This window comes from Gordoniibacillus kamchatkensis, from assembly GCF_000829455.1.
GTDB lineage: Bacteria > Bacillota > Bacilli > Paenibacillales > NBRC-103111 > Gordoniibacillus > Gordoniibacillus kamchatkensis.
In genome coordinates, this window is the sequence record NZ_JXAK01000078.1 from 1 (window position 1) to 24,367 (window position 24,367).

The 24,367-nt window shown below is 57.6% G+C and carries 21 protein-coding genes and 3 pseudogenes; 12 read left to right on the forward strand and 12 right to left on the reverse strand.

Annotated features, from left to right (window positions below; all coding sequences use genetic code 11):
* The first annotated feature begins 281 nt into the window (after positions 1 to 281).
* The 6 genes from SD70_RS28745 to SD70_RS28765 all read left to right on the forward strand — a co-directional run bounded on the left by SD70_RS28745 (position 282) and on the right by SD70_RS28765 (position 3,941).
* A complete protein-coding gene (locus SD70_RS28745; RefSeq protein ID WP_041051998.1) occupies positions 282 to 485 on the forward strand; it encodes a cold-shock protein in 204 nt (67 codons plus the stop codon).
* Positions 486 to 590: 105 nt separating this feature from the next.
* The gene (gene xylA, locus SD70_RS28750; RefSeq protein WP_041051986.1) at positions 591 to 1,901 is read left to right on the forward strand and encodes a xylose isomerase; all 1,311 of its coding nucleotides are present in this window, start codon (positions 591 to 593) and stop codon (positions 1,899 to 1,901) included.
* Positions 1,902 to 2,024: 123 nt separating this feature from the next.
* Positions 2,025 to 2,405, forward strand: coding sequence for a DUF6597 domain-containing transcriptional factor (locus SD70_RS38810; protein WP_052488013.1), 381 nt, complete (start codon positions 2,025 to 2,027; stop codon positions 2,403 to 2,405).
* Positions 2,406 to 2,575: 170 nt separating this feature from the next.
* The gene (locus tag SD70_RS38815) at positions 2,576 to 2,872 is read left to right on the forward strand and encodes a helix-turn-helix domain-containing protein (RefSeq protein WP_052488014.1); all 297 of its coding nucleotides are present in this window, start codon (positions 2,576 to 2,578) and stop codon (positions 2,870 to 2,872) included.
* A gap of 157 nt (positions 2,873 to 3,029) precedes the next feature.
* A complete protein-coding gene (locus tag SD70_RS28760; RefSeq protein ID WP_041051987.1) occupies positions 3,030 to 3,518 on the forward strand; it encodes a DinB family protein in 489 nt (162 codons plus the stop codon).
* Positions 3,519 to 3,539: 21 nt separating this feature from the next.
* Positions 3,540 to 3,941, forward strand: coding sequence for a hypothetical protein (locus SD70_RS28765; protein ID WP_041051988.1), 402 nt, complete (start codon positions 3,540 to 3,542; stop codon positions 3,939 to 3,941).
* Positions 3,942 to 4,075: 134 nt separating this feature from the next.
* On the opposite strand, the gene SD70_RS34200 is transcribed toward SD70_RS28765, so the two are convergent.
* Positions 4,076 to 5,263: a glycosyltransferase gene (locus SD70_RS34200; RefSeq protein ID WP_052488015.1), complete on the reverse strand. Its 1,188-nt coding sequence runs from the start codon at positions 5,261 to 5,263 to the stop codon at positions 4,076 to 4,078.
* 34 nt (positions 5,264 to 5,297) lie between these two features.
* Positions 5,298 to 6,338, reverse strand: a complete 1,041-nt coding sequence (locus tag SD70_RS28775; RefSeq protein WP_082053736.1) for a MupA/Atu3671 family FMN-dependent luciferase-like monooxygenase — start codon at positions 6,336 to 6,338, stop codon at positions 5,298 to 5,300.
* A 107-nt stretch (positions 6,339 to 6,445) separates the two neighbouring features.
* On the opposite strand from SD70_RS28775, the gene SD70_RS28780 reads away from it, so the two are divergent.
* Entirely contained in the window at positions 6,446 to 7,702 is a 1,257-nt protein-coding gene (locus tag SD70_RS28780) for a glycosyltransferase (RefSeq protein ID WP_156158250.1), read from the forward strand.
* Here the strand turns inward: SD70_RS28780 and SD70_RS28785 are convergent.
* The 4 genes from SD70_RS28785 to SD70_RS37250 are packed head-to-tail and all read right to left on the reverse strand — an operon-like array spanning position 7,684 to position 11,955.
* Complete coding sequence (locus tag SD70_RS28785; RefSeq protein ID WP_041051990.1) at positions 7,684 to 8,664, reverse strand: NAD-dependent epimerase/dehydratase family protein; 981 nt, start codon at positions 8,662 to 8,664, stop codon at positions 7,684 to 7,686. The genes SD70_RS28780 and SD70_RS28785 overlap by 19 nt on opposite strands.
* Positions 8,665 to 8,687: 23 nt before the next feature.
* A complete protein-coding gene (locus SD70_RS28790) occupies positions 8,688 to 9,584 on the reverse strand; it encodes an aminotransferase class I/II-fold pyridoxal phosphate-dependent enzyme (RefSeq protein ID WP_082053738.1) in 897 nt (298 codons plus the stop codon).
* Positions 9,581 to 10,957 carry a non-ribosomal peptide synthetase gene (locus tag SD70_RS39540; protein ID WP_197081215.1) on the reverse strand — a complete coding sequence of 459 codons (1,377 nt, stop codon included), beginning with the start codon at positions 10,955 to 10,957 and terminating at the stop codon, positions 9,581 to 9,583. Before SD70_RS39540 ends, SD70_RS28790 begins: the two co-directional genes overlap by 4 nt.
* Complete coding sequence (locus SD70_RS37250; protein WP_197081216.1) at positions 10,936 to 11,955, reverse strand: AMP-binding protein; 1,020 nt, start codon at positions 11,953 to 11,955, stop codon at positions 10,936 to 10,938. Before SD70_RS37250 ends, SD70_RS39540 begins: the two co-directional genes overlap by 22 nt.
* 400 nt (positions 11,956 to 12,355) lie before the next feature.
* On the opposite strand from SD70_RS37250, the pseudogene hisC reads away from it, so the two are divergent.
* The 3 genes and pseudogenes from hisC (at position 12,356) to SD70_RS28810 (ending at position 16,007) form a co-directional block, all read left to right on the forward strand.
* Positions 12,356 to 13,494: pseudogene (gene hisC / locus SD70_RS28800) on the forward strand (histidinol-phosphate transaminase).
* Positions 13,495 to 13,791: 297 nt separating this feature from the next.
* On the forward strand, positions 13,792 to 14,715 hold the full coding sequence (locus tag SD70_RS28805; protein ID WP_231571641.1) for an LLM class flavin-dependent oxidoreductase: 924 nt from the start codon (positions 13,792 to 13,794) through the stop codon (positions 14,713 to 14,715).
* A gap of 38 nt (positions 14,716 to 14,753) precedes the next feature.
* On the forward strand, positions 14,754 to 16,007 hold the full coding sequence (locus tag SD70_RS28810) for a M48 family metallopeptidase (protein WP_041051992.1): 1,254 nt from the start codon (positions 14,754 to 14,756) through the stop codon (positions 16,005 to 16,007).
* A gap of 62 nt (positions 16,008 to 16,069) precedes the next feature.
* Here SD70_RS28810 and SD70_RS28815 read toward each other — a convergent pair whose 3' ends face one another.
* Positions 16,070 to 16,708 carry a TetR/AcrR family transcriptional regulator gene (locus SD70_RS28815; protein ID WP_041051993.1) on the reverse strand — a complete coding sequence of 213 codons (639 nt, stop codon included), beginning with the start codon at positions 16,706 to 16,708 and terminating at the stop codon, positions 16,070 to 16,072.
* A 183-nt stretch (positions 16,709 to 16,891) separates the two neighbouring features.
* Between SD70_RS28815 and SD70_RS28820 the strand changes: the two genes are divergently transcribed.
* Positions 16,892 to 19,096 carry an MMPL family transporter gene (locus tag SD70_RS28820; protein WP_052488018.1) on the forward strand — a complete coding sequence of 735 codons (2,205 nt, stop codon included), beginning with the start codon at positions 16,892 to 16,894 and terminating at the stop codon, positions 19,094 to 19,096.
* A 37-nt stretch (positions 19,097 to 19,133) separates the two neighbouring features.
* Positions 19,134 to 19,703, forward strand: a complete 570-nt coding sequence (locus SD70_RS28825) for a class I SAM-dependent methyltransferase (RefSeq protein ID WP_041051994.1) — start codon at positions 19,134 to 19,136, stop codon at positions 19,701 to 19,703.
* A gap of 210 nt (positions 19,704 to 19,913) precedes the next feature.
* Here the strand turns inward: SD70_RS28825 and SD70_RS28830 are convergent, their stop codons facing one another.
* From SD70_RS28830 to SD70_RS28840, 5 genes and pseudogenes are all read right to left on the reverse strand, one after another.
* The gene (locus SD70_RS28830; RefSeq protein WP_041051995.1) at positions 19,914 to 21,032 is read right to left on the reverse strand and encodes an aminopeptidase; all 1,119 of its coding nucleotides are present in this window, start codon (positions 21,030 to 21,032) and stop codon (positions 19,914 to 19,916) included.
* Between the two features lie 38 nt (positions 21,033 to 21,070).
* Positions 21,071 to 21,421 (reverse strand): HEAT repeat domain-containing protein, encoded by a 351-nt coding sequence (locus SD70_RS40560; protein ID WP_394298033.1) that lies wholly within the window; start codon positions 21,419 to 21,421, stop codon positions 21,071 to 21,073.
* Positions 21,407 to 21,915 (reverse strand): annotated as a pseudogene (locus SD70_RS40565) (virulence factor); the annotation flags it as partial. The gene SD70_RS40560 and the pseudogene SD70_RS40565, both read right to left, overlap by 15 nt.
* Before the next feature lie 257 nt (positions 21,916 to 22,172).
* Positions 22,173 to 22,442, reverse strand: a pseudogene (locus SD70_RS40570) (NifU N-terminal domain-containing protein); the annotation flags it as partial.
* 39 nt (positions 22,443 to 22,481) lie between these two features.
* A complete protein-coding gene (locus SD70_RS28840) occupies positions 22,482 to 23,069 on the reverse strand; it encodes a guanylate kinase (RefSeq protein WP_041051996.1) in 588 nt (195 codons plus the stop codon).
* Positions 23,070 to 24,367: the final 1,298 nt, after the last annotated feature.

Sequence of the window (24,367 nt, forward strand, 5' to 3'; positions counted from 1 at the left end):
CCGGAGCCCCAAAACGCCACCTCAACATGCCCGATACAGGCATCCAAAATATCCCAAGCAAGTCGCATGAAACATACGGCGAAGCTATGCACATAAACGTGGTGGCCTTGCATATTGATTGTAGTACGACTTCCGACGCAGTCGCATTGGAATGGAACGAGGCCGGCGAGCCTCCGGCAAAAGGCACCCGAGCAATGGGCGGAACGGAGGTACAGTCGGGCGGCGATTCCGGTCGTCTCGAGCGGAAGCCTGCCATTTCTCATCCGGGAGGTTTCATACTCATGCATCAAGGAACGGTCAAATGGTTTAGCGCGGAGAAAGGATACGGCTTCATCAAAATGGACGACGGGGCAGACGTATTCGTGCATTACTCGGGCATCGAAGGCAACGGCTACAAAACGCTGGACCAAGGCCAGCGCGTCGAATTCGAGGTAGTCGAAGGTCCCCGCGGGCCGCAAGCGGCGCATGTCGTTAAGCTGGCGTAACGAAGCGGCAAGCAACATAGCTGCAAATAACTTTGTTTATTAAATAGACAAAGTCCTTTTGCGAATGATATGATGAACGTGAAATCATTCGAGGGAGGAATTCCTGTGGCTTATTTTGACGGCGTAGGAAAGATCGAATTCGAGGGGAAAGGCTCGCGCAATCCGCTCGCTTTCAAACAGTACAATCCGAAGGAAGTCGTAGCAGGAAAAACGATGGAGGAGCACTTGCGCTTCGCCGTCGCGTACTGGCACACCTATACCGGAACGGGAGCCGATCCGTTCGGCGTCGGCACCGCGGTGCGCGGGTGGGACCGTTACAGCGGTCTCGATCTGGCGAAAGCGCGGCTTGAGGCGCATTTCGAATTCATGGAGAAGATCGGCATTCCGTTTTTCTGCTTCCACGATCGGGATATCGCGCCGGAAGGCGATACGCTGCAGGAAACGAACCGAAACCTCGACGCGATCGTGGAACGGATGCAGCAATATATGAAGTCGAGCGGCGTCAAGCTGCTTTGGAATACGTGCAACTTGTTCACTCATCCTCGTTTCGTGCACGGCGCTGCGACGACTTGCAACGCCGACGTGTACGCATATGTCGGGGCGCAGCTGAAAAAGAGTCTGGAGATCGGCAAGGAGCTCGGCGCCGAGAACTATGTGTTCTGGGGCGGCCGCGAAGGCTACGAGACGCTGCTCAACACCGACCTTAAGCTGGAGCTGGACAATTTGGCGCGGTTGTTCCATATGGCCGTCGATTATGCGAAGGAGATCGGCTTCAACGCCCAGTTCCTGATCGAGCCGAAGCCGAAAGAGCCGACGAAGCACCAATACGACTTCGACGCGGCAACGACGATCGCGTTCCTCCAGTCGTACGGGCTAAAGGATCACTTCAAGCTCAATCTGGAAGCGAACCATGCGACGCTGGCCGGCCATACGTTCGAGCATGAGCTGCGCGTGGCGCGCCTGCACGGCATGCTCGGCTCTCTCGACGCCAATCAGGGCGATCTGCTGCTCGGCTGGGATACGGACGAATTCCCGACCGATCTGTACGCGACGACGCTAACGATGTATGAGGTACTGCAAAACGGAGGCCTCGGCCGCGGCGGCGTCAACTTCGACGCCAAAGTGCGCCGCGCTTCGTTCGAACCGGTCGATCTGTTCTACGCGCACATCGCCGGCATGGACGCCTATGCGAAGGGGCTGAAAGTGGCGGCAAAGCTGCTCGAAGACCGCGTCTTCGAGGACGCAATCGCGAACCGCTACCGGAGCTTCCGCGAAGGCATAGGCGCCGACATCGTCAGCGGCAAGGCGTCGCTGCGCTCGCTCGAACAATACGCGCTGCAGAACAAGCCAATCGTCAACGAATCCGGCCGTCAAGAGCTGCTCAAAGCGACGCTGAACGAGTATTTGTTCGGATAACGTAAGGACGCCCCTATAAAAAGGCTTGCCCGGTTCATCGCGAAAACCGGGCAAGCCTTTTTGGCATTGCCAGTCCTAAGTCTTAAAGGTTATAGACATAACGCTAGGACGGGAGGAGTACGCATGGATGCTCGGTTGCATGCGTTGTTTCGGCCGGTGCAGGCCAACGGGAGAGAGCCGTCCAATCGTTACGTTGAAGTCGCGCCGTCCCCGCTGCTGAAGCCTTACGTCGCCTGCTACTGGGCGTCGGAGCCGGCCGGTCGCCCGCTCGGGGCCGCGGGAGCTGCGATCGACCGGGTGCTGCCGGACGGCTGCACGGACATTTTGTTCGGGCACGATGTGGCTCGCGACCGTTACAGCGCGCATTGCTGCGGCATTTTCGACCGTCCCTTCGCAATTTCCTACGACGCGGAACGGCCGATGCGCAAGTTGGAGTCCGTTTTTTTCCCGGCGGCGCACACCGTTTGCTCCGGCTGCCCCTTGCGGAGTTCGCGGACGAACTGATTCCGCTTGATTTGTTTTGGGGCGGCTTGGCGGGGCGATGGCGGAGAAAGTATGCCAAGCACCTACGCTGGCGGCGAAAGTGCAAGTCATAGAGCGCGAGCTGATGTCCATGCTGGCGGCAAGCGATTCTGCGGACGATCCGGTGATGAAAAACGTGCTGCACCGCATTTTTGTATCCGGCGGGCAAACGTCTGTGCAAGAGCTCGCTGCGGCCGAAGCGATCAGCTGCCGCCAATTGCACCGGAAGTGCGACGTGGATCGGCTTAGGCCCCAAAAAGTTCAGCGAAATCGTCCGGTTCCAAAATGTCGTCGCCGCCATCGGCGCAGGGCGGGTTGCGGATTGGCCGGCGCTTGCTTTGCGGCACGGATATTTCGATCAGGCGCATTTTATCCGCGACTTTAAGCAGTTTTACGGCGATACGCCGATGGCGGCGGCCGAGGAATACCGCAGCATGCCGGGAAAATGAGCCATCTGAATTCGGCTGTGAACCTGCAGGTTCGAAATGATTGAATTTGCCGGCGAGCCGGTGCACAACATGTCCGATTTATACAATCCGCAGCGTCGCCAAGCTGTTATGATAGAGTCGTTTCGCTCAATAATTTTAAATTGGGGAGATGACGTCAATGAACGGCGTTATGGCGATTCGGGATCATCTGTTGGAGGAACTGGAACTGGCAGTCCGTACTAGCGAAGCTCTGATCAAACGCATTCAACCCGGGGAATGGGAGTATCGGCCGAAAGACAACATGCGCACTTTGCTGCAGCTTGTCCGGCATTTGGCGGCGATTCCGGCTTCGGATATGGCGATTATGCAGGAGAAAACGCAGCAGGAAGTCGAACGGACGGAAAACAGCATGCAGCATACGACGGATGCCCATGAGCTGGCTGGACGGCTGCGGATCAATTACGAGGAGCTAAAGCGGTACATCGTATCGATGAACGAAGACGAGCTGCTGCATAAGGCGACGCAGGCATTCTACCACGATCACGGAACCGTTCAAATCAAATGGCTGATCGAGATCGTTACGCATATGTTCCATCACCGGTCGCAGCTTTACAACTATTTGAAGCAACTCGGGCATGAGCTTAATTTTTTCATGCTGTATGCGTGAGTAGAAAGGGGCTTTTGAGTTATGGCATCAGTATACCGTTCAAACACGCTTAGCGTTTCCATCGAACGCCAGGCGGACCAAGTATACGAGTATATTAGGGAAGCACGGAATTTACCGCACTGGGCAAACGGCTTATGCCGGTCTATCCGGGAGTCGGACGGGGAATGGGTAATCGAAACGCCGGACGGTCCGGCGACGATCAGATTCGTGGAGCGGAACCGGTTCGGCGTGCTGGATCATGTCGTTACACTGCTGTCGGGCCGGGAGACGCTTGTACCGATGCGGGTCATGGCCAATGGCGGGGGCTGCGAGGTCATTTTGAGCGTGTTTCAACTGCCGGGCGTTCCCGACGCCGCTTTCGCGGATGATGCGGCCTTAGTGCACAAGGACTTGCAGGCTTTGAAAAGCGTGCTGGAAAGATAGACGCGCAATAACCCGTTGCTAAATTGAAGCATGTTCCTGGCCGCAAGCCGGGAACATGCTTTTTTTCGCTGCTCGCGGCGGTTCGCATGCGAATTCCGGGTTTCCCGGTTGCGGGCGATCCTTGCTTAGCTTGCCTAGCGGGATTTGCCTTGCCGCGGCGTTCCGTAAAACCGCTTCTTCCACTCCAGTCTGCCCGCCCGCTTCTTCAACCAGCCGTCTATCATATTGATAACTTGAGCAGACAGAGAAAGCGGAAACAACAGAGCGTATCCGAGGGGCAGCCGGAGGGCGGAGATCAGTCCGACATACATAACGATGAACGAAAGAGTTTCCAGAATCGAAAGGATAAGAAAGGCCATACCGAAAGCGGAGAAGCCGGAAGCGAAAAGCTGGCGGGCGTTCCACAGCGGGAGCAGAAGCGGCAGCCATGCGAAGCCGAGTATTTTCAGGATATGAAGCCACATTGCGACGCCGTTCCGCAGCGTGGCGAATCCTTGACGGCGCAGTCCTTTCCACGCTTCGGAAATGTTCGTATACAGCCGGATTCTCATGAATCGTTCCCCGCCTATCCACATGTAGCGATAGCCGCTGCGTTTGACATGTTTCGGCAGCTCCACGTCCTCGATCATGACGCCGCGAACCGCTTCGTGCCCGCCGATTTTGTCATACGCCTCTTTGCGGAACAGGAAAAACTGCCCGCACCCGCCCCCGGCTTCCGTCTCTTTGTTGGCTTTGGCAATGCTGATCTCCAGGCTCGAGGAAAAAAAGAACGGCGGAATAAGAAAACGTTCGCCGAACGTACCGAACGTATGGCGCAAATTCAGACTCAGCAGCCCGAGATCTCGTTCGGTCGCAAACGAGACCGCTTCAACGAGCAAATCCGGTTCGGACACCGTATCTGCATCAATGAAACACAACCATTCTCCATCCGCGTGAATTGCGCCCGAAAAGCAGGCGTTGTTTTTCCCGCACCATCCCGGCGGCAAATCCCTTGCCGCCACAAGCTCCACATACGCAGCGCCGCGCTGCATCTCCCGCACGATGTCTGCCGTCCGATCCGTCGAATGGTCGTCTACGATCATAATTCGAAGTTTGTCTTTCGGATAAGTTTGGTCAATTAGGCTTCTGACGCAAGCTCCTATGTTCCGCTCCTCGTTACGGGCCGGTATGATAACTGATACACAGGGCAGCTCGTTTTCCCGCCGGGCGCCTCCTCCAAACTGTCCCAGCCCGTATGTCATCCGCAATTCGCCCAACATTTTCGCCAAAGCGTCGCTTACCGCAAACATCCAAAGCAGCGTAAGCAGCCAAATCCACATCATCCGTTCACCTCGTCGCCGGTGCGGGAACGCTCATTCAGGCAAATTCGTTCCGCAGCTCGTCCAAATGTTCCAGTCCTGTCATAACGTCGTGCGTGTCCACACCGAAGTCTATCAGGCAGGCAATCTCGTCGATTCCGATGCTTCGAATTTGCTCGGCGATTTTCAGGCATTGCCCGATATCGCCGAACAGGGCGGAGGTCCGGTAATACCTTTCGAACGCGAAATCGAGCACGCGGTCTTGTTCGCGCTGGGAAAGTTTCCCGAGTGCGGAAGAAGCATGTTTCCATAAATCAACGGAATCCCGCAAATACGCCTTGAACGGTTCCTGCACTTTACGTCGCACGGCAGCCGGATCCTTCCCTACGAACGTGTGAAGCATCAAGGTGACTTTCCCGCGGCTTCGGTCATAGCCATTCGCTGCGAGCGAGTCGCGGTATAGCTTGATTTTGGCTTCGAGCTCCTCCACCGTCTGAAACAGAAGTCCGGTCAGCACGTTCGCACCGATTGCTCCGGCTTGGATGAAATTGTGTTCGTTCTTGGTGCAGGTGACCCACACTTCAAGTTCCTTCTGTACCGGCGCCGGGTACAACCGGGTCCGGAGCAGCTCGCCGTTCCCGTTCAAGCCGGCATAAGGCTCGCCGCGCCACAGCTCCCGGATGCGCCCGATCCCTTCGTACAGGAGCCGGTTCCGTTCCGTATACGATTCGGGCGAAAACACGAAATCGTTAGCGTTCCAGCCCGCTGCGAAAGCCAAATCAACCCGGCCGCCGGACAACTGATCGACCATCGCCCACTCCTCGGCCACACGCGCCGTATGATGCAGCGGCAGGACGACGCTGCCCGCACGGATGCGAAGCCTGTTCGTCTTTACTGCCAACGCGGCACTGAGCACCGATGGATTGGGAAATAAGCCGCCAAACGCATGAAAGTGCCTTTCCGGCAGCCACACCGCTTCAAACCCTCGCTCATCCGCGAATTGTGCCCCGTCGAGGACGAGCCGGTAATTGTCTTTAGTTACAGCCAATGCTTTGCTGGAAAAGTAAAGCAAGCTGAATCGCAGCTTCGGACTGGACATGTCTTTTCTCCTTTATCTCGAAACTTGCAAATAACACCAATACTTGTGTGGAGGCAAGTTCCATACTATCATAGAAGAAAAAAAGATATAGAAAGGATTACATATAATTGAAAATATTAATATTATATGAAAATACAGGGATGGGTCATGAGCGGAACGCAACGATTCTAGCAGATATCTTATCCGGCATCCCTGATGCAGAGATCGTCAAAACTAGCGGCAGCGAATTGTTCGATTCCGCGAACTTGAAAATGGTAAGCGCTCTGTGGAACTACCTTATTCGCCGAAATCGCATACGGACGGCCGATATCGTCATGAATTTCCTGATGCGTATATTCCTGTTGCCCGTCGGCGAGGTGCTGGAAATCGACCATTGTCTGAAGAAGCTGGACGGCGTCTCCCCGGATTTCATCATCAGCACCTCCGACGCCTCCAATAAAGTGCTGGCCACCTACGCGAAGGAAAAAAACATTCCGTTTTTCATTTTTTTATCCGAAATATCGACCTTCATCGACCTCGTAAACCCCTATGCGCTACACCTTTGCTGCTTGCCGGAAACGGCTAAGGCGATTCGCAACTACGATATGGGCGAAGCCTATTTTGCTCACCCTCTCGGCCGTTCCGCGTCATGGTTCAGCAAGATTTTTTATGTGTCGAAGGTCTGGAGCGAGTACGCGCTCCGTCCCCGCAAGCATTCGATTTATCGCAACGGGTCGCCCTGCTTGCCGGAGCGAAACCGCAATCGCGTCGAAGTGATCGGGCCTTTGGCGGAACGAAAGTATTTTGCCGCAAAAAACCGCGGGTTGCTTCGCGAGCGGTTCGGCATCTTGCCGAACGTCCCCGCCGTTGCGGTCGTGAGCGGCAGCATCGGCGGCTCGCTGCTAACGGACACGGTCCGTCAGCTGTGTCGCCGTTTCCCCGGGCCGCTTCACGTCATGGTCATATGCGGCAGGGACGAGTCGGCACGGCTCGCGATCGAGTCGTTTGCCGTTCCGGCGCATATACGCGTTCAGGCATTTGGGTTCGTGAACAACTTGGACGAGTATTTACGAGCCGTCGATTGCGTCGTCATTCGCCCGTCTGCCAGCGTCTTCATCGAAAGCCTGTTCAGCGGAACGCCGATTCTAGCCGTCGGTAAAGTTCCCTCGAACGACAGGGGCTCAATCAGCACGATTGATCTATATGAGTTGGGTAAAAGCTGTGAAGATCCGAGACATGTGGCGGATACCCTTATCGCGATGTTGGAGCGCCTAGATATGTACCGGCAAAATATTCGCTCCTTGCTCGCCTCTTTCCCCGCTACTTACGAAGAGCGGGCCGATCATCTGCGGCAGTTGGTGCTCGATCAAATGATTCGCTCCTGACGGAGCAACTGAAGCGTGTCGCGAAGCGTCTCTTCGGCCGAACGGAACTGGACCCCCAATTCGACCCTGGCTTTCGTATTATCCATCATCCAGTATCGGGTCGCATAAGGGATGACATCGGGTTCGAACGGCAGCGGAACGCCCAGCCTTTTGCCCCACCGTGCTGCAAAACGGATCAATCCGTTCGGCAACGTCCAAACCTTCTTGCGCTGCTGCAGGATGGATACCGTCATCAACGCCAGCTCGCGAATCGTCAAGTTCTCCCCGCCCAAAATATACCGTTCGCCGCTCCGCCCTTTCTCCAGCGCCGCCACGATGCCGGCTGCCGCATCCTCGACGTGGACGATGCCAGTTCCTCCGGAACAGATCAACACCGGATTGTTCTTCGCCATATCGACAAGATTACGCGCTGTAACGAGACCGAAATCGAGCGGACCGTATACTTCGGCAGGATTCACGATGACGACGGGAAGCCCGTCGTCCGCCATCCGGCGGCACATCTCCTCGGCTTTGCGCTTTGACGCCGCATAGGCGAAATCCGGATGGTCCGGCAGCTCATACACCGTCGTTTCGTTCATGATCACAGGAGCGGCTGTCCCGTTAACGGCAGCCAGCGTGCTAACGAACACGGTGCGCAAGCCGCCGTTCAGTCTGGCGCTTTCCAGCACATGCCGCGTCCCTTCCTCCACGATGGCCGGCATCCGTTCGGACGCGATGTCCTTCCAATTCGACAGCCCAGCCATATGAACGACGCCTGCGCAGCCATGCATACCTTCACGAAGGGTGTCAGGCATCAAAATATCTCCTACTACGCGTTCCACCGGCACATGATCGATTCGCGACGTGTCGCTGAAGGGGCGAAGCAAGCAGCGCACCCGGTAGCCCCGCTCCGCCAAAAGGCGGACGACGCGGGAGCCGATGAACCCGTTGCCTCCCGTAACGAAAATCGTTCCATTCTCCATTTTTCGTCTTCCCCTCCCAGGCATTACACGGGCAAAGCCCGCATACAGCGATCGACCGCATCGACGGTAAACCGGATTTGCTCCTCCGAATGCTCGCTCGTGATGAAAAAGCGCAGCCTTGCCTCTTCTTCGGCGACGGCCGGAAATAAGAACGGATGCACGTTCACGCCCTCGCAGGCAAGCATTTCCGCAAGGTTCAAGCTGGCAACCGAATTGCCCACTATGACCGGCACGATCGCACTTCCTCCGCTAAGACCGGTGTTTAACCCTTTGCTCTTCGCAAGGGTCAGGAACAATTCCGCGTTATGGCGAAGCTTGGCTACGCGTTGCGGCTCTGCCTGCAGCGTCTCGATGGCTGCAATCGCCGCTGCCGCATTGGGAGGCGAGATCCCCACGCTAAACAGAAACCCTGGAACCGTATAACGCAAATAATCAATCATAGCGCGAGAACCGGCGATGTAACCGCCGCAGCTCGCCAGCGCCTTGCTGAGCGTTCCCATCCATAGGTCGACGGAAGCCGGATCGAGCCCGAAGCGTTCGCCAATGCCTTTGCCGCTGTCGCCAAGTACGCCGATCGAATGTGCCTCGTCTACCATAAGCAAAGCCTTAAAACGCTCTTTAAGCGCGATGAAAGCCGGCAAGTCGGCGATGTCGCCGTCCATGCTGTATACGCCTTCGACAACGATCAGGCAGCGCTCGTGCCGCATCCGGTTGTCGCGCAGTATCGCTTCCAAGGCGTTCGCGTCGTTATGTTGGAACGAATACAGCTTCGCCCCCGACAGCATCGCTCCCTGGATAATACTGTTGTGGCAGTAAGCGTCGACGACAATCATATCCTGTTTGCGCATCAGATGACCGATTGTCGATTCGTTGGTGGAATGTCCGCCGACGAACACAAGGCTGTCATCCGTTCCGATCATATCGCTATCGCCTGTTCCAAACGCCGGTGAAACGGCTTCTCGCCGCTCGCGATCCGGCTTGCGGAAACGGAGGTGCCAAACCGATCGATTGTCGCTTTCGCCTTCTCCGAGACGCTCGGATGGCCGGACAAGCCTAAATAATTGTAGCTGGAGAAACTGATCAGCTCCCGCTCGGAAACTCGTGTCGTACCGGTTCTGATCACATCGTGCACCATGAAATACGGATTCTTGACCCGCGATAGGCTCAGCCCGTTTAGCTGTTCCTTCAGCGCGCGGTATTCCGGAAAATATTCAATTCGATAATTCTCGTCGGGAATCGCGGGTTCGGCTGAATCCGATGGGGCCTGCGGCCCCGCTTGTTGGTCCAGCAGCATGACTCCGATTTTCCCGCTAAGCGACCGTATCGTCGGATAATCGTAAAACAGATCCGGTGTTAACGTCAGCTTCAGCTGTTCTTCCTGTTCCGTGGCCATGGACATCATTTTGAGCGAGTCGATGCCCATCCCGGTCAGCGGCTCGTCGATACTGACTTGTCCGGCATCCAGCTTCAACTCCCGGGCGACATGCAGCACGATCATGTTTTTAACAAGCTGGGCCTCCACGGTTTCCGCAGCGGCGTTAACCACTACCGCCCGATCCGGCTCCTCCCGTGCTGTTTCGTACTCGTTCGACCAAGCAAACACGGTGTCGAGTGTGCCGGTCATATACTGCTCCTTGCAAAGAAACCGCTGTATTTTCCCGCTCGAAGTCTTTGGCAGCGAGACTGGTTTGACCAATATGACGTCATGCAGAGACAACTCGTGAGTCGTCTGGACGTTTCGCCTGATCGTCTCGGCAATTTGTTTCATGTTGCCTTTTCGCAGGAACGTTCGTTCCAACTCGCAGACCAGAACAATCGCTTCCCCCTTGCCCAAGTCTACCGAGAACGCGGCGCACTTGCCCGGTCGAACCGCTTCGTGACTAGTGCCGGCCGTTTCTTCGAGATCGGTCGGATACACATTTTTTCCGTTCAGGATGATAAGATCCTTGATCCGCCCGGTGATGAACAGGTGGCCGTCCCAAATAAATCCCAAATCCCCCGTGCGCATATAAGCGCCTTTTCCGTCCAGTTCATTCAGGAACGTCTCCTGCGTTCCCGGCGCGTCATTCCAATAACCCGCCGCGTTGCCCGGCCCGTTGATCCAAATCTCGCCAACCCGATGAGGGGGACACGGCGACTTCGAAACGGGATCGACGATGCATAATTCCAGCTCGGGCGGAACAGCGCCGCTGCTCACTAGCTCAGTCGATGGACCGTCTATATCGGCTTGGAAAACCATATTTTCCTCAAGCAATTGAGAATCGATTTTGATCAACGTCGGTTCCAGTGACACGGGCCTCCGGTAACGAACAATGCCGCTTCCGCCAGCCCGTAGCAGCCGTAGAAACTGCTGCGGCGAAAGCCCCGGGATTGGAAAGCTTGCTGAAAACAGGTTAACGTTCTGCCGCGAATCGGTTCCGCCCCGACGAACGCCAACCGCCAGCTCTTTAAATCAAGCGAGGCTGCTTGCTCCGGCGTTACTTTGTCCGCGCATAGCTGGTAAGCAAAATTCGGGCCGCCGCTAAGTGTCCCTTTATAAGTAGTGATCGCCTGAAGCCAACGGACCGGCCGCTGCAAAAAATCCATCGGAGAGAAGAATATCATATGGATTCCGGAATAGAACGATGTCAACAAATTGCCGATCAGCCCCATGTCGTGATAGGGGGGAAGCCAGCCGATTGCGACATCCTCCGGCGTAATGGCGAACTGCTTGTGAATAAGCCGCAAATTGCTGAGCAAATTGCGATGCGTCAGCATCACGCCTTTTGGCGCGCCCGTGGAACCTGACGTAAACTGAAGGAAGGCGAGCGAATCGCCGGAAGCGGCCTGGGGCTTCCACCCGTCGGATAATCCACCAAGCGAATCGAGCTCATCCGTGTTTAGCCATTGCAGTGAACCTAATTGTGCTTTGGCGCCGCCCATCCTCTGCAAAATCGCCGTCTCCGTAAGAGCGGCCGTCGGTTTTGCATTGCGAACAATCGCCTGAATGCGCCCCAGCGATTTGTTCTGGCGCGGCGGATAAACCGGTACTGCAATCGCCCCCGCATACAAACACCCCATAAATGCCGCAATATAGGCGATGCCCGGCGGATAAACCAGCAAAACCCTCTCCCCGGCGCACCCGTGCTCCTGCAGCAGGGCAGCGATTTTACTTGCTTGAGCGTCTAGCTGCGAATACGTGATGTACGCTTCATTCGATTCGCCATCCTTCAAAAATGTATAAGCCTTGCGATCAGCCGATAGCCAAGCCCTTTCCCGCATGCACTCGATTAATGTTTCCCCAGCAATCATGCTCCACCTCTGATATTCATGATGTTTCCGGATTTTTTATCGCAAGAGGAAACGGCTTACGCCGTCTTTAAGACGAGCGCGTTTCCCGATGAAATATAAGCACGGTTATTGAGCGCATCGATAGAAATTCTTATATTTTAAAATAATACCGGCTTTACTTTAAAATCCGTTTAAAACCGGCTGAATTTTCTTGGAGGCATCCGGGAAGTGAGGGTCTCTTCGGTCCCTCCAACAAATTTTGAACAAATTCGCTTCCGGCAGGTCGATGTGGACATGGAGGAAAGCAGAAAAAAAAAAACCTGTACTTTATCTTGGTAACGTGGTAACTTGGTAATATACTATAGCGACCCAACGCTAACCAATCCCCGCCCCACAAACCAACGAAAGGATGCTGATGACGATGAGCTTACAACCTACTCCCGCAAGCGCACAAAACGGACCGGAGGTGCGCGAAGCGGTCAATCGGCTGAAGCCGTACTCGCCCGGCAAGCCGATCTGGGAAGTGCAGCGCGAGCACGGACTCGACCGTGTCGTCAAGCTCGCTTCCAACGAGAATCCGCTAGGGCCGTCGCCGCTGGCGCTGGAAGCCATTGCCCGCAGCGCTGCGGAGCTGCATCGCTATCCCGACGCCGATTTCAGCCGGCTGCGGCAAGCGCTGGCGGCGAAGCACGGCGTTACGCCCCAGCACATTATCGCCGGCAATGGCGCCGACGAGCTGATCAAGCTTGTGGCGGAAGCGTATCTCGAAGACGGCGACGAGGTCGTCGTGCCGATCCCATCGTTCACCGAGTACGAATTTACGGGACTTCTCATGGGCGCCAATATCGTCACCGTGCCGCTCAAGCCTGATTTCGGCTACGATGTCGACGCCATTCTCGGCGCGGTCACGGCACGCACGAAGCTTGTCTTTGTATGCACGCCCAACAACCCGACCGGGACGTATATCCCCGCGCCGCAGCTGCAGCGCCTTTTGGACGGACTGCCGGACGGCGTGCTGCCGGTCATCGATGCCGCTTACAGCCATTTTGCCGCGGCGGCCGATTACAGCGACGGACTCGAGTTCATCCGGCAAGGGAGAACGGCGCTTATGCTGCAGACGTCTCCAAAATTTACGGCCTGGCCGGCATCCGCGTCGGCTATGCCGTTTCCCAGCCGTACGTCATTGACGCTTTGCTGCGCGTGAAGGAGCCTTTCAACGTCAATGCGCTGGCGCAGGACGCGGCGATCGCGGCGCTGCAGGACAACGCCCATGTCGAACGTACGCAGCGCCTTAACGCGGAGGGCCGGGAGCTGTTGATCCGGCGCTTGAACGATCAAGGCTTTGCTTCCACGCCGAGCGAAAGCAACTTCGTACTCGTCCGCCTCGGACCGCAGGCGAAGGAGCTGTACGAAGGCTTGCTGCGCCGCGGCGTCATCGTCCGGTACGCTGCGATCTGGGGGCTGCCGGACTATGTTCGCATCTCCGTCGGCACGCAGGAGGAGAACGAGCGCCTGCTCGAAGTTTTAGCCGAACTGACAAGCGGAGCGCAGGCCGGTTAACCGCTCCGGCTGCCCAACCATATGCCAACCCGGGGATAACGGTTCAAGCCCCATCTGGGACGGTCAAGTTTGCCATACTGCGGAATTAGCCGCGTACAAGCCCGGCCTTATACATCCGATAGAACGAAAAAGACTTCGCCGAAGCTTCGGCGAGGTCTTTTCGCTTCTCCGCGCGAATAAGGTATAATTTGACTAACGATTTCGCGTTGCGGGGGGATAAGCCGTGCTGAAGCTAAGCATTCTCGATCAAGCTCCGGTCGCTCCGGCGGCTCGCACCGGGCTGCGCTGGCACAGACGGTGGAGCTGGCGCAGGCGGCGGACCGGCTCGGCTATACGCGGTTCTGGGTGGCGGAGCACCATAGCACCCCCGGCATCGCCAGCTCGTCGCCGGAAGTGCTCGTCGCGGCGCTGGCGGCGCGCACGTCGCGAATCCGTATCGGCTCCGGGGGAGTGCTGCTGTCGCATTACAGCGCACTGAAAGTCGCCGAGCAGTTTCGCACGCTCGAAGCGCTGTACCCCGGCCGCATCGACCTCGGGATCGGCCGCGCGCCGGGCGGGATGCCGCGTACGGCTGCCGCTTTGCGCGACGGCCGGCCGGACGCGCCGGAGCGGTTTCCCGAGCAGCTCGGCGAGCTCGCCTGCTTCTTGACCGACACGGTGCCGACTGGCCACCGCCATGAAGGCATCAGCGCGGTGCCGCTGATCGATTCGGCGCCGCAGCTATGGCTGCTCGGCTCGACGGACCGCAGCGCACAGTTCGCGGCGGGGCTCGGGGCGGCGTTCGCGTTTGCGCATTTTATTAACGGCAGCGGCGGGGAGAGCGTCGTGCAGTCGTACAAGCGCAGCTTCCGGCCGTCCGCTCTCGGCGCCGTGCCGGAAGCGAGCGCTGCCGTCTACGTGCTGTGCGCGGATACGGACGAAGAGGCGGGGCGGCTCGCCGCTTCCGCCGACTTGCAGCTGCTGAGGCAGGAGAAAGGCGAATTCGGCGACGTGCCGTCGCCAGCGGAAGCGGCCGCCTACCCGTACGGCAAATGGGACGGCCTGCGCATCGCCGAAAACCGCAAACGGATGATCGTCGGCGGGCCGGAGACGGTCAGAAACCGGCTGCTCGCGTTCAGCCGCCAGTACGGCGTCGGGGAAGTGATCGTCGTGACGACGGCCTATGAGTTCGGAGCGCGGCTGCGCTCTTACGAGCTGCTGGCGCAAGCGATGCGCCTGTAACCGAAACGCGCACCATGACGAAAAGAGAGTGATCCGAATTGAGAAAACGTTGGCCGCTATGGCTGACTTTGGCGCTGGTCGTCTATGCGGCCGGCATCTGTCTGTATTTTACGTTTGGAAACTTGTACGCGCCTTCTCCGCAATATGCCGGCACACCGGCGGATCCGGGCACATTCATGACGCCGGAGCAAATTCATAAAGGAGAGTCGCTGTCGCGCATCCATTCGCTGGTCTACTTCATCGCCACGCCGCTTCATGCGGCGGTGCTGGCGCTGCTGCTCGGCTTCGGCGTGCGGCTGCGCAACCGGCTCGAAAGCCGCCTGCGCAGCTCGCTGCTGCGCACGGCTTTGTTCGTGCTCGTTTTCCTGGCCGTGATCGACCTGCTGTTTTTGCCGCTTGACTACGTTTTGCTGCGCGTTGACCGGGGCTATGGACTGTCGAATACGCCGCTCAGCACGTTCCTGTTCGACCACGTCAAAGATCTCGGCGTGGAATGGGTGAGCACCGGCTTCGTCGCCATCGTTTTGCTGTGGCTGATGAAGCGCAGCCCGAAGCGCTGGTGGCTGTGGCTCAGCGTGATCTCGGTGCCGCTGGTCGTGTTCGTCACGTTCCTGCAGCCGGTCGTGCTCGATCCGCTGTATAACAAATTCGAGCCGCTGCACAACGCCAGCCTCAAGGGCAAAATTCTCGCGCTCGCCACATCGGCGGACATCCCGGCGCATCAAGTGTACGAGGTGAACATGTCGGCGCGAACGAACGCGGTCAACGCGTACGTTACCGGCATCGGCCAAAGCGCGCGTATCGTGCTGTGGGATACGACGCTGAACAAGCTGAAGGACGACGAAATTCTCGTCATTATGGCTCACGAGATGGGGCATTACAAAGAGAAGCACATCTACATCGAGACGGCGGTCGGCATCGTCGTGACGTTCGCCCTGCTGTGGGCGTCGCAGCGGCTGCTCGAACAGTTTGTGCGCCGCGGCGGCCATCGTTTCGGCATTCGCCGCGAAGGACCCGATTTGGCGGCGCTCCCGGCGCTGCTGCTCATCGTCACTATGCTCGGCATCGCGCTAACCCCTGCGCAAAACGCCTTCTCGCGTTACCTCGAGCACCGCGCCGACGCGTATGCGATGCGCCTGACGGGGGACGGCGACGCCGCGATCCGGGCTTTCCAAAAAATCGCCAAGGACAACCTCAGCCCCGTCAAACAGCCGCCGCTCGTCGTCTGGTTCCGCGGAACGCATCCCGATTTGCAAGACCGCATCGTCTTCTTCGAGCAGTTCAAAAAATAAAGCAATTGCAGAAAGACCTTCGACCCAAGCCTTTAGCGGCGGGATCGGAGGTCTTTTTTCATTCAAGATATTCGTTGAATGATTTGCGCAATTTGCCGTTCCATCTCCGCGTCGTCCACCGTGTCCAGCATGGCCGGCGCGATCAGCTGCTGCTTTTTTAACAGATAAAAATCGATGAGCGCTTGTTTCAAAGTCAAGTCGAACTGGATCGAAAACGAAGGCTCCATAATGCGCCGCAGCACGGCATCGTCCTGGACCAGGAACAACGTCGCGTTGATCCGGTTGAACACGCCGCTGTCCGCACCCGATTCGAAAAATCCGTGCAAGCCTTTGATCCGCTCTTGCTGCGACACGACAAGCTTATCGAATAAATGCGGATAAACCTCTTTCAAATCCTGTACAAGAATGTCGGGCATATAAATGACGGATTTCAAGGAGTGTTCGTACATTTTTTGAAAACGCTGCGCGTACGTCAGCGTTTCATCGTTCATGACCATCTTTTCGTACTTGAAATAGTCCACGCAATGATCCACGAACATCGTAATAATTTCGTCTTTGGAAGAGAAGTACTTGTATAACGTCGCTTTGCTGATATCCATATGTCTGGACAAGTCGTCCATATTGAGCTGGCTGAATTTGCTTTTTCTCAGCACAGGTTTGATTTTATCGAAATATTTGTTTTTGCTGTCCGTCTTTTGCATCGAAAGAGACCTCCTTTCGCTTCATGACTTGTAGTATAGCACAACAAAAGACAAAGTAAACAAAATGAATGAAATAAACCGAATTAAACTAAAATAGTATATTTCAGTTTACTTTGTATATCGGTTGTTGTATATTTTGGTTATTCCAGTATTCTACATGAGCAGAGGAGAGAGTGATTCGAAGTGGGGAAAAGCTTATACGCAATATTGGGCAAATGGGCCGCGAGACGCCGCTGGCTCGTCGTCGCGGTCACGGCGGTGTTTATCGTTTTCGCTGGCGTATGGGGGAGTGGAGCGTTCGGAAGGCTTACCGGCGGGGCCGGGTTTGACGATCCCGGCAGCGAATCGACCCAAGCTGACGAGCTGCTGGCGGGGCCCCTCGGACGCTACGCAGCCGATGTCGTTGTGCTTTATGAGAGCCGGGACTTGACCGTTGACGATGCTGCTTTTGCCGGAGCGGTGGAGCAGGCGCTCTCCGCCGTTCCGCGGGATGCGGTCGTCCGGATGCAGTCGTACTGGTCGACACGGGACGAGGCGCTCGTCTCCAAAGACCGGCACGCGACCTACGTTGCTGTCCAGCTACCTTCGAACGACGATCAGGGCCGAGTCCAGCAGTTTAAGAAAATCAAAGACGCGTTCAAGGCCGAAGGGCTGACCGTCCGGTTCGGCGGGCTTACTGCGATGACCGAGCAAGTGAATGCGCAGACCGGCAAAGATATAGCGCTCGCCGAAACGTTATCGTTGCCGCTGCTCGTCGTTTTGCTGGTGCTTATTTTTCGCAGCGCAGTCGCTGCCGCTCTGCCGCTGGCCATCGGCGCCGTGGTAGCGGTCGGTTCGTTTGCGGTGCTAAGGTCGCTTACGGCATTCGTCGATATTTCCACGTTTTCGATCAACGTGATCACGATGCTGGGCCTTGGCCTATCGATCGATTACGCGCTGTTCTGCGTCAGCCGTTTTCGCGAGGAGCTCGCTCATGGCAAGTCGATCGACGATGCGGTGGAACGGACGATGGCTACGGCCGGGCGCACCGTCGCTTTTTCCGGGCTGACGGTGGCCGTTTCGCTGGCGTGCCTGATCGTGTTTCCGTCGCGATTTTTAAGCTCGATGGGTTACAGCGGCATGGCTGCCGTGCTGTTCGCCGTGCTTAGCACGCTGTTCGTGCTGCCAGCGCTGCTTCGGTTTGCCGGTCACCGGGTCAACTCCTTGCGGATGCCTTTGCCGAGGCTTCGGAAGAAAGGAGCGGCAGACCGGGATTTTGATGAAACCAAAGGCGGCTGGTACCGAACAGCGCACGCCGTCATGCGCCGGCCGCTCGTCAGCACGCTGGTCATCGTTCTTTTTCTCGTTGCGCTCGGATTGCCATTTCTCGGCGTGAACTGGGCGCGGCCCGGGGATTGGGTGCTGCCTGTCCAAGCGGATGCCCGTGCGGTGACAGACAAGATGAGAACCGACTTTCAAGCGGACCCGGCCAGGATCGTTACCGTCGTCGTGGAAATGCGGGAGACGGCAGCTTCGCCGGAAGCGCAGTCCGCGCTTGCGGATTACGCCAAGCGGCTGGACGCGGTCGAGGGCGTAAACGGCGCGAAAGTGACGGGGACGCATGATCGTTTGGCGCGGCTCACTCTCGGTTACACGATGGATCCTCAGTCGCGCGAGGCGAGCCGGATGGTGCAAGAGCTGCGGGCGCAGACGCCTCCGCCGGGCGCCAAAGCGCTCTTTACCGGCATGCCGGTCTCCAGAGTCGACATCGTCAATATGATCGGCTCGCGGTTGCCGTGGATGGCTTTGTTCGTCGCCGTTGTTTCTTTCCTGGTGATGTTTCTTGCTTTCGGTTCGGTCGTTTTGCCGCTCAAGTCCTTGGTCATGAACCTGTTGTCGCTGTCGGCCTCGTTCGGGGCGATCAAGCTCATTTTCCAGGACGGCTATCTGCAAGGGCTGCTTCATTTCGTACCGGTGGGCGCAGTAGATGTCAATTTCCCTGTGCTCATCGTAGCGATGGCTTTCGGGCTCTCGATGGATTATGAGGTGTTTCTGCTCTCGCGGGTGCGCGAGGAGTGGGTCCGCTCCGGCGATCCCGTCGAATCGGTCGCACTGGGGGTGCAGCGTACGGCGGGCATCATTACGAGCGCCGCATTGCTGCTCATCGTCGTGGTTGGAGGATTCATGACGTCCGGAATTACGTTCATGAAAATGATCGGCGTCGGGCTCGTTGTCGCTATCGTGGTCGACGCCACCATCGTGCGGGGGCTGCTCGTACCGGCTACGATGCGCCTGCTCGGCAAGCGGGCGTGGTGGTCGCCGGCAGCCTTGGCCGGATGGTGGGAGCGCTACGGAATCAAAGAAGGGGAAGAGCCGACCGCTGGTAAACGGATCGGCTCCGGAATTTAGCGAGCGGATATACAGGTTTTCGCAGGGGGGATGAGCTATGATCGATGGAGTCTTGCACGACAAGTGGATGTTTCTTTTCAAATATTTTCGCGCTTCCCGGCAGATCGGCAGCGTGACGCCAAGTTCGCAAGCACTTGCCGCCAAAATGGTGGCGCACGTGCCGTGGGACGGCGTAAAGGCTGTAGCCGAATTGGGCGCGGGAACGGGAGCAATCACGAGTATGATTCGGAAGGCGAACCGTGGGGGCGCCGACGTTTTGCTATTCGAGAAGGATCCGGATTTTCGCCATAAGCTGCAGCTCGAGTACCCGGAATATAGATGCTGCTCCGATGCGCTGCGAATTCGCGAGGAAATGGAGACGAACCGGATCGGACAGCTTGACGCCATCGTCAGCGGACTGCCTTTTTTCAATTTTGCGGAGGAGATGAGGCGGCAGCTGCTTGAGCAAATCGACCTGGCGCTAAAGCCGGGCGGCCTGTTTGTCGCGTTCCAGTACTCGCTTCAGATGAAAGCTGCGTTGAGCCGAAAATGGACGCTGGAGACGATCTACTTCGTCCTATGGAACCTGCCGCCCGCATTCGTTTACGTTTGCCGCAAGGGTGGATAGGGAAACGGGCGGCCTCCTCTAACCAAGCGGGAAGCAAACTTGTCCCTGTATGCGATTCGCGTGCCGGCGAGCAAGCTGAGCACGAGCTCGGATAAAGCCCCGTGAGAGCTTGAAGTCTCGTTCCGCTTTCTTGGAAGCGACACGGTGCAATGATTTAAGGCGAATTCGCCGGACGCTCCCTAGTTTGAAGGCCGGCGGCGTTACTCGAGATTACTTCAAATTGTCCGGATTGAGCGGCTCCAGCTCGGGCACGACGAACAGCCCGTCTTTGCGGATCAGGCGGCCGTCGAACCATATTTCGCCGCCGCCGTAGTCGGGGCGCTGAATGTTCACGAGATCCCAGTGCACGGACGAGTGGTTGCCGTTCGGAGTCGAGTCGATGCACATCCCGGGCGTGAAGTGGAACGAGCCGGCGATTTTTTCGTCGAACAAAATATCTTTCATCGGCTGCAAAATGTACGGGTTGACGCCGATGGCGAATTCGCCGGCATAGCGCGCGCCTTCGTCCGTATCGAAAATTTGGTTCAGCCCATCGTTATTCGCCGCAGCCGACGCTTGCACGATCCGGCCTTGCGAAAATTCGAGGCGGACGTTCTCGTACACGTACCCGCCGTACGGCGAAGGGGTGTTGTACGTGATGACGCCGTTCACGGAATCCCGCACCGGGGCGGTGAACACTTCGCCGTCGGGCAAGTTGTTTTGGCCGGAGCACTTGACCGAGCCGATGCCCTTGATCGAGAACGTGAGATCGGTGCCGGGGCCGACGAGGCGCACTTGATCGGTGCGGTCCATGAGCGCTTTGAGCGCGTCCTGGGCGCGGTCCATTCGCGCGTAGTCCATCGTGCATACGTCGAAGTAGAAGTTTTCGAACGCTTCGGTGCTCATATTGGCAAGCTGGGCCATGGCCGAGTTCGGGTAGCGGAGCAGCACCCATTTCGTATTCGGCAGCCGCACGTCAAAATGAATTGGCTTCAAATACAGCTTTCGGTACAGCTGCATCCGCTCCGCCGGCACGTCCGACAGCTCGGAAATATTTTCGCTGCCGCTGAGCGCGATGTAGCCTTGCATTTGTTTCATCAGAGCGAGATCGTTTTCGGCCCACAGCCGGAGCTGATCTTCCGTGGCGTACTTCAGCAGCTGGCGGGTGATGCGCTGGTTGCCCGTTTTCACGTACGGCTTGCCGCCGCGCTCGGCGATGCAGCGCATCAGCTCGAGCGCGAGGGCGGGGTCGGACGTGTTGTTGTCGATCCAGACGTTGTCGCCTTCCCGGACATCGATGGAATAAGAAACAATTAGCTCGGCGATTTTGGTGATGCGGGAATCATGCATGGGCGGTTCATCCTCTCTTCGTCGTCAAAATGCCGCGGCTACCGCGTGTCGTCGTTACGCCGCGTCATCTGCTGCCACACCGAGCCCTCGGCGGCGCGGCCGCCTTCTATGCGCTCGAGCGCGAGGCGGGCTTGCAGCCGCACCTCGAATTCCGGGTCGTCCGCCGCTTCGCGGAGCGCGGGCACAGCCGTTTCGTCGCCGACCTCGTACAGAAAGCGGGCGGCGCGCCAGCGGACCAGCTTGTTGTCGTCGCGCAGCGCACCGGTCATGGCCGGGATGGCGGCGGGATCGCCGATGTCGGACAGCGTGTCGCCGGCCGTGCGGCGAACGGCCGGAGTTTTGTCGCGCAAGGCGCGGTACAGGTACGGCAGCGCTTCCGGCTCGCGCACGTCGCCGATATAGACGACGGCGAGGCGGCGCACCGAGGCGTTGTCGTCGTCCAGCAGCGAAGCGAGCAGCGGCAGCGTTTCCGGCGACGGCTTGATGCGCTGCAGCGCGGCGTAGCGCTGCTTCCAGTCGGCGGAGCGAAGCTGCGCGGCAAGCTCCGCTTCGCTCGGGGCGGCGGCGGTTTGCGCCGCGTCCGCCGCTTCCGCTGCGGCGTCGGCGTCGCCGCCCGCCGCATAAGAAGCGGCGACGAGCTGCTGAAGCCGCTCGTCCGAATACGAGGCGTCCAGTTCTTGGACGACTTCGTTCAGTACGTCCTGCAGCTCGCCGTAGCGGACACCGAGCTCTTCCAGGCGGCGCTCCTTGATCAAGTTCGGCGCCGCTTTGCCGGCTTCGACCGCAGCGGCGCGAACCGCTCCGGCATGGCGATGCGCGCTTCCTGGCCGCCGCCCTGCGCCCGCACCTGCAGCGGGATGCCGCGGAACGTCTGCAGCAGCACGGTGACCTCGCCGAAGGCGGCAACTTGGGCCGGGGCTGCAGCGCTTTGGTTTGCGGCGGTAGGGTTCGCGGCGGTTTGGCCCGTGGCGGCGGAGCTGGGGCGCTTGCGCCGCTTTGTCCGGCGGCGGCGGGAGCCGCACCGCTCGGCCCCGCTGCGGCAGCGTCGGGATCCGTGCCGGCCGCCGGGCTTCCCGGCGCCTCGCCCAGCACATCGCGGGCGGCGCTCAGAATGGCTTGCCAATCGCCTTTCGGCATCCGGTCGAGGGCGATAAAGTCGGCAGTATGGAACAAGCTCTTCACTCCGGGAATTTGCAGCAGGTTGCGCGCATAGTCCGGCGCCTCTCGTGCTTGCTCCGCCGTGAACGTGTACCGCTCACCGGCGGGCAGCGATTCATCGAGGTTGAGCTTCATCGAGTTCGGGCTTGGAGTCGGTTCGATCGATACGATACGCATGGGGAATCCTCCTTCTGGCTTGCGAATGCCAAAAACAAAGCAGCCCCGGCTCCAAAGATGAGCCGCAGCTGCCATGTGAATATGTCGTTGCGGCGCCGTCTGCGGCCCGCCGGCTTAGTCAAGATCGAGCAAATTCCGCTCCAGGTATTTGTCGAGCGTCTTCGTCAAGTCGAACACCGTATGCGCCAGATCGATGTTCTCGAATGCATGCTCGCACTCGTCCTTGTACGCCATCTCCTCGTCGAAGTGGGACATGAAGCCGGCGATCTGCTCTTCATTGTAGCCTTTTTCGCGAAACCGCTGCTCCACGAGCCGGCGATCGGCGTAAATGAAAATGCGGACGACATGGTCGCCGTACAGCTCCTTCAGCTTTTGCGCGCCGTAACGGTTAAGGATCAAGTAAATAGAGCCTTTGGACCGGAACCGCTCTTCAATATCGCGGCTTTTGACACCGTACAAGTTGCCGTCGATCTCTGAAATTTCGAGAAATTCGCCATTTTGCTGCGCCTGGAAAAACTGCGCCGGCTTCAAAAAATGGTAGTCCTGGCCATCCACTTCGTTAGCTCGCGGGGGGCGGGTCGTATACGAAATGACCTGCTTTACGCCCAGCGTAGAACCGGACATGTCAGCTACGGTGCGGCGCCCGGCTCCGTTCGGACCGGTGAAGACGAAAATCATTTCCTTTTCCTTCAATTCGTACATAGGCCTACCTCCTATAAGTGGGAATGGGGGACAACGCTGTGGCAAGGATGCGAATTCGCTTACCCGATAGCCGCTGCCGGTGGATTCCTTTTATTTTACCACAAGTCAAAATCATTCCTCCATCGCGAATCGTGTCGAGCCGACTCAGGCACAGATGCGCCAACAAAAACGGACATTCGAACCGGGAGTTCGAATATCCGTTTTTGTTGCAGCGTCACAACGTATAAGACTCGGTTGTACCCGTTACGGGAAACGCGCCCATCTCTAACGTCATCGTAAGCCGGTTCCTTTTGGAACTAGCTCCCCCGTTTCCGGTGCTTTCGCGGTCGCATCTTTGCGGCCGGAAATTCAGGCGCTGTCGATTGCGCGGCTTCTCCGCTTGTTTCGTTTCCTTGCCGCGCATTCGTCTGGCGACAGTCGATGGAGAGCGGTGTTTGAGCGGCACTCAAGCGGTACTCGCGCAGCAATCAAGCAGCATTCAGGCAGCACTCAAGCAGCATTCAGGCAGCACTCAAGCGGACCGTATAGCCGTTATTCGGCCTTTTTCCTTGCATGGGAGCTGCAAGGGACCTGAAATCCGCTATTTGGCTTTTTCGACGGGCAACGAAGCAGTTTTTCCCGGAATAACGTCTTTTGAGTCCGTTAACCTGAGAACAAACGCCGTTCTGTCATGGATAACGTACCCGTGGTCCGCAAGATCTGCCTATAAGGCCGAAAATTCTGAAGCGGCTCCGAATAGTTGCGTTTCTTAATGACGTTAACTAGGCATTAACGGAAAGGAATGTATGTTACCGATGTCATCGAGCTTGTTTGGGCCTGCTCCCAGACTCCGTTATCCGCCCCCAGTTGCTCGTATCCGGAGGGCGTTCTGTCCATTGTTTTCCTTCAGGGTTTCTCTTGCTTCTATTTATATATGTGCACTTTGCGGGGGCTGTATTCGCGCTTTCTCGAGCCTATTAGGCACAGAACCCAATCAACGTTCTTCTTATCTTATCGGGAAGCACTGTTCATCTCGCAGGAGGCGTCTAATCCGTTGGAGCACCACGCATCATCCGAAAGAAAGTGTAAGCCGGTGCTCCCATCATGCCGCTAATTTAACAGCCCGGGCAGTAGCTGGTGCGGCAAATGCAGTCGTAGCGTGAATGGCTCTGCTTGCCCACAATATCGTCTGCCGGCTGTCGTACAGAAAGGCGTCCTGCCTAACCAACGTCTGCCCGGCCGCCGCACAATAGGCACCCCGGGTTGTCGCCACGCCGGCAACTTAAGCTAAACGCCGGCCGCCCCGCGCTAGCGCTGGC

Coding starts and splice junctions, on each gene's coding strand:
- SD70_RS28745 (WP_041051998.1), top strand. CDS start 282: ATGCATCAAGGAACGGTCAAATGGTTTAGCGCGGAGAAAGGATACGGC.
- SD70_RS38810 (WP_052488013.1), top strand. CDS start 2,025: ATGGATGCTCGGTTGCATGCGTTGTTTCGGCCGGTGCAGGCCAACGGG.
- SD70_RS28760 (WP_041051987.1), top strand. CDS start 3,030: ATGAACGGCGTTATGGCGATTCGGGATCATCTGTTGGAGGAACTGGAA.
- SD70_RS28765 (WP_041051988.1), top strand. CDS start 3,540: ATGGCATCAGTATACCGTTCAAACACGCTTAGCGTTTCCATCGAACGC.
- SD70_RS34200 (WP_052488015.1), bottom strand. CDS start 5,263: ATGATGTGGATTTGGCTGCTTACGCTGCTTTGGATGTTTGCGGTAAGC.
- SD70_RS28775 (WP_082053736.1), bottom strand. CDS start 6,338: ATGTCCAGTCCGAAGCTGCGATTCAGCTTGCTTTACTTTTCCAGCAAA.
- SD70_RS28785 (WP_041051990.1), bottom strand. CDS start 8,664: ATGGAGAATGGAACGATTTTCGTTACGGGAGGCAACGGGTTCATCGGC.
- SD70_RS28790 (WP_082053738.1), bottom strand. CDS start 9,584: ATGATCGGAACGGATGACAGCCTTGTGTTCGTCGGCGGACATTCCACC.
- SD70_RS37250 (WP_197081216.1), bottom strand. CDS start 11,955: ATGATTGCTGGGGAAACATTAATCGAGTGCATGCGGGAAAGGGCTTGG.
- SD70_RS28815 (WP_041051993.1), bottom strand. CDS start 16,708: ATGCAAAAGACGGACAGCAAAAACAAATATTTCGATAAAATCAAACCT.
- SD70_RS28825 (WP_041051994.1), top strand. CDS start 19,134: ATGATCGATGGAGTCTTGCACGACAAGTGGATGTTTCTTTTCAAATAT.
- SD70_RS28830 (WP_041051995.1), bottom strand. CDS start 21,032: ATGCATGATTCCCGCATCACCAAAATCGCCGAGCTAATTGTTTCTTAT.
- SD70_RS28840 (WP_041051996.1), bottom strand. CDS start 23,069: ATGTACGAATTGAAGGAAAAGGAAATGATTTTCGTCTTCACCGGTCCG.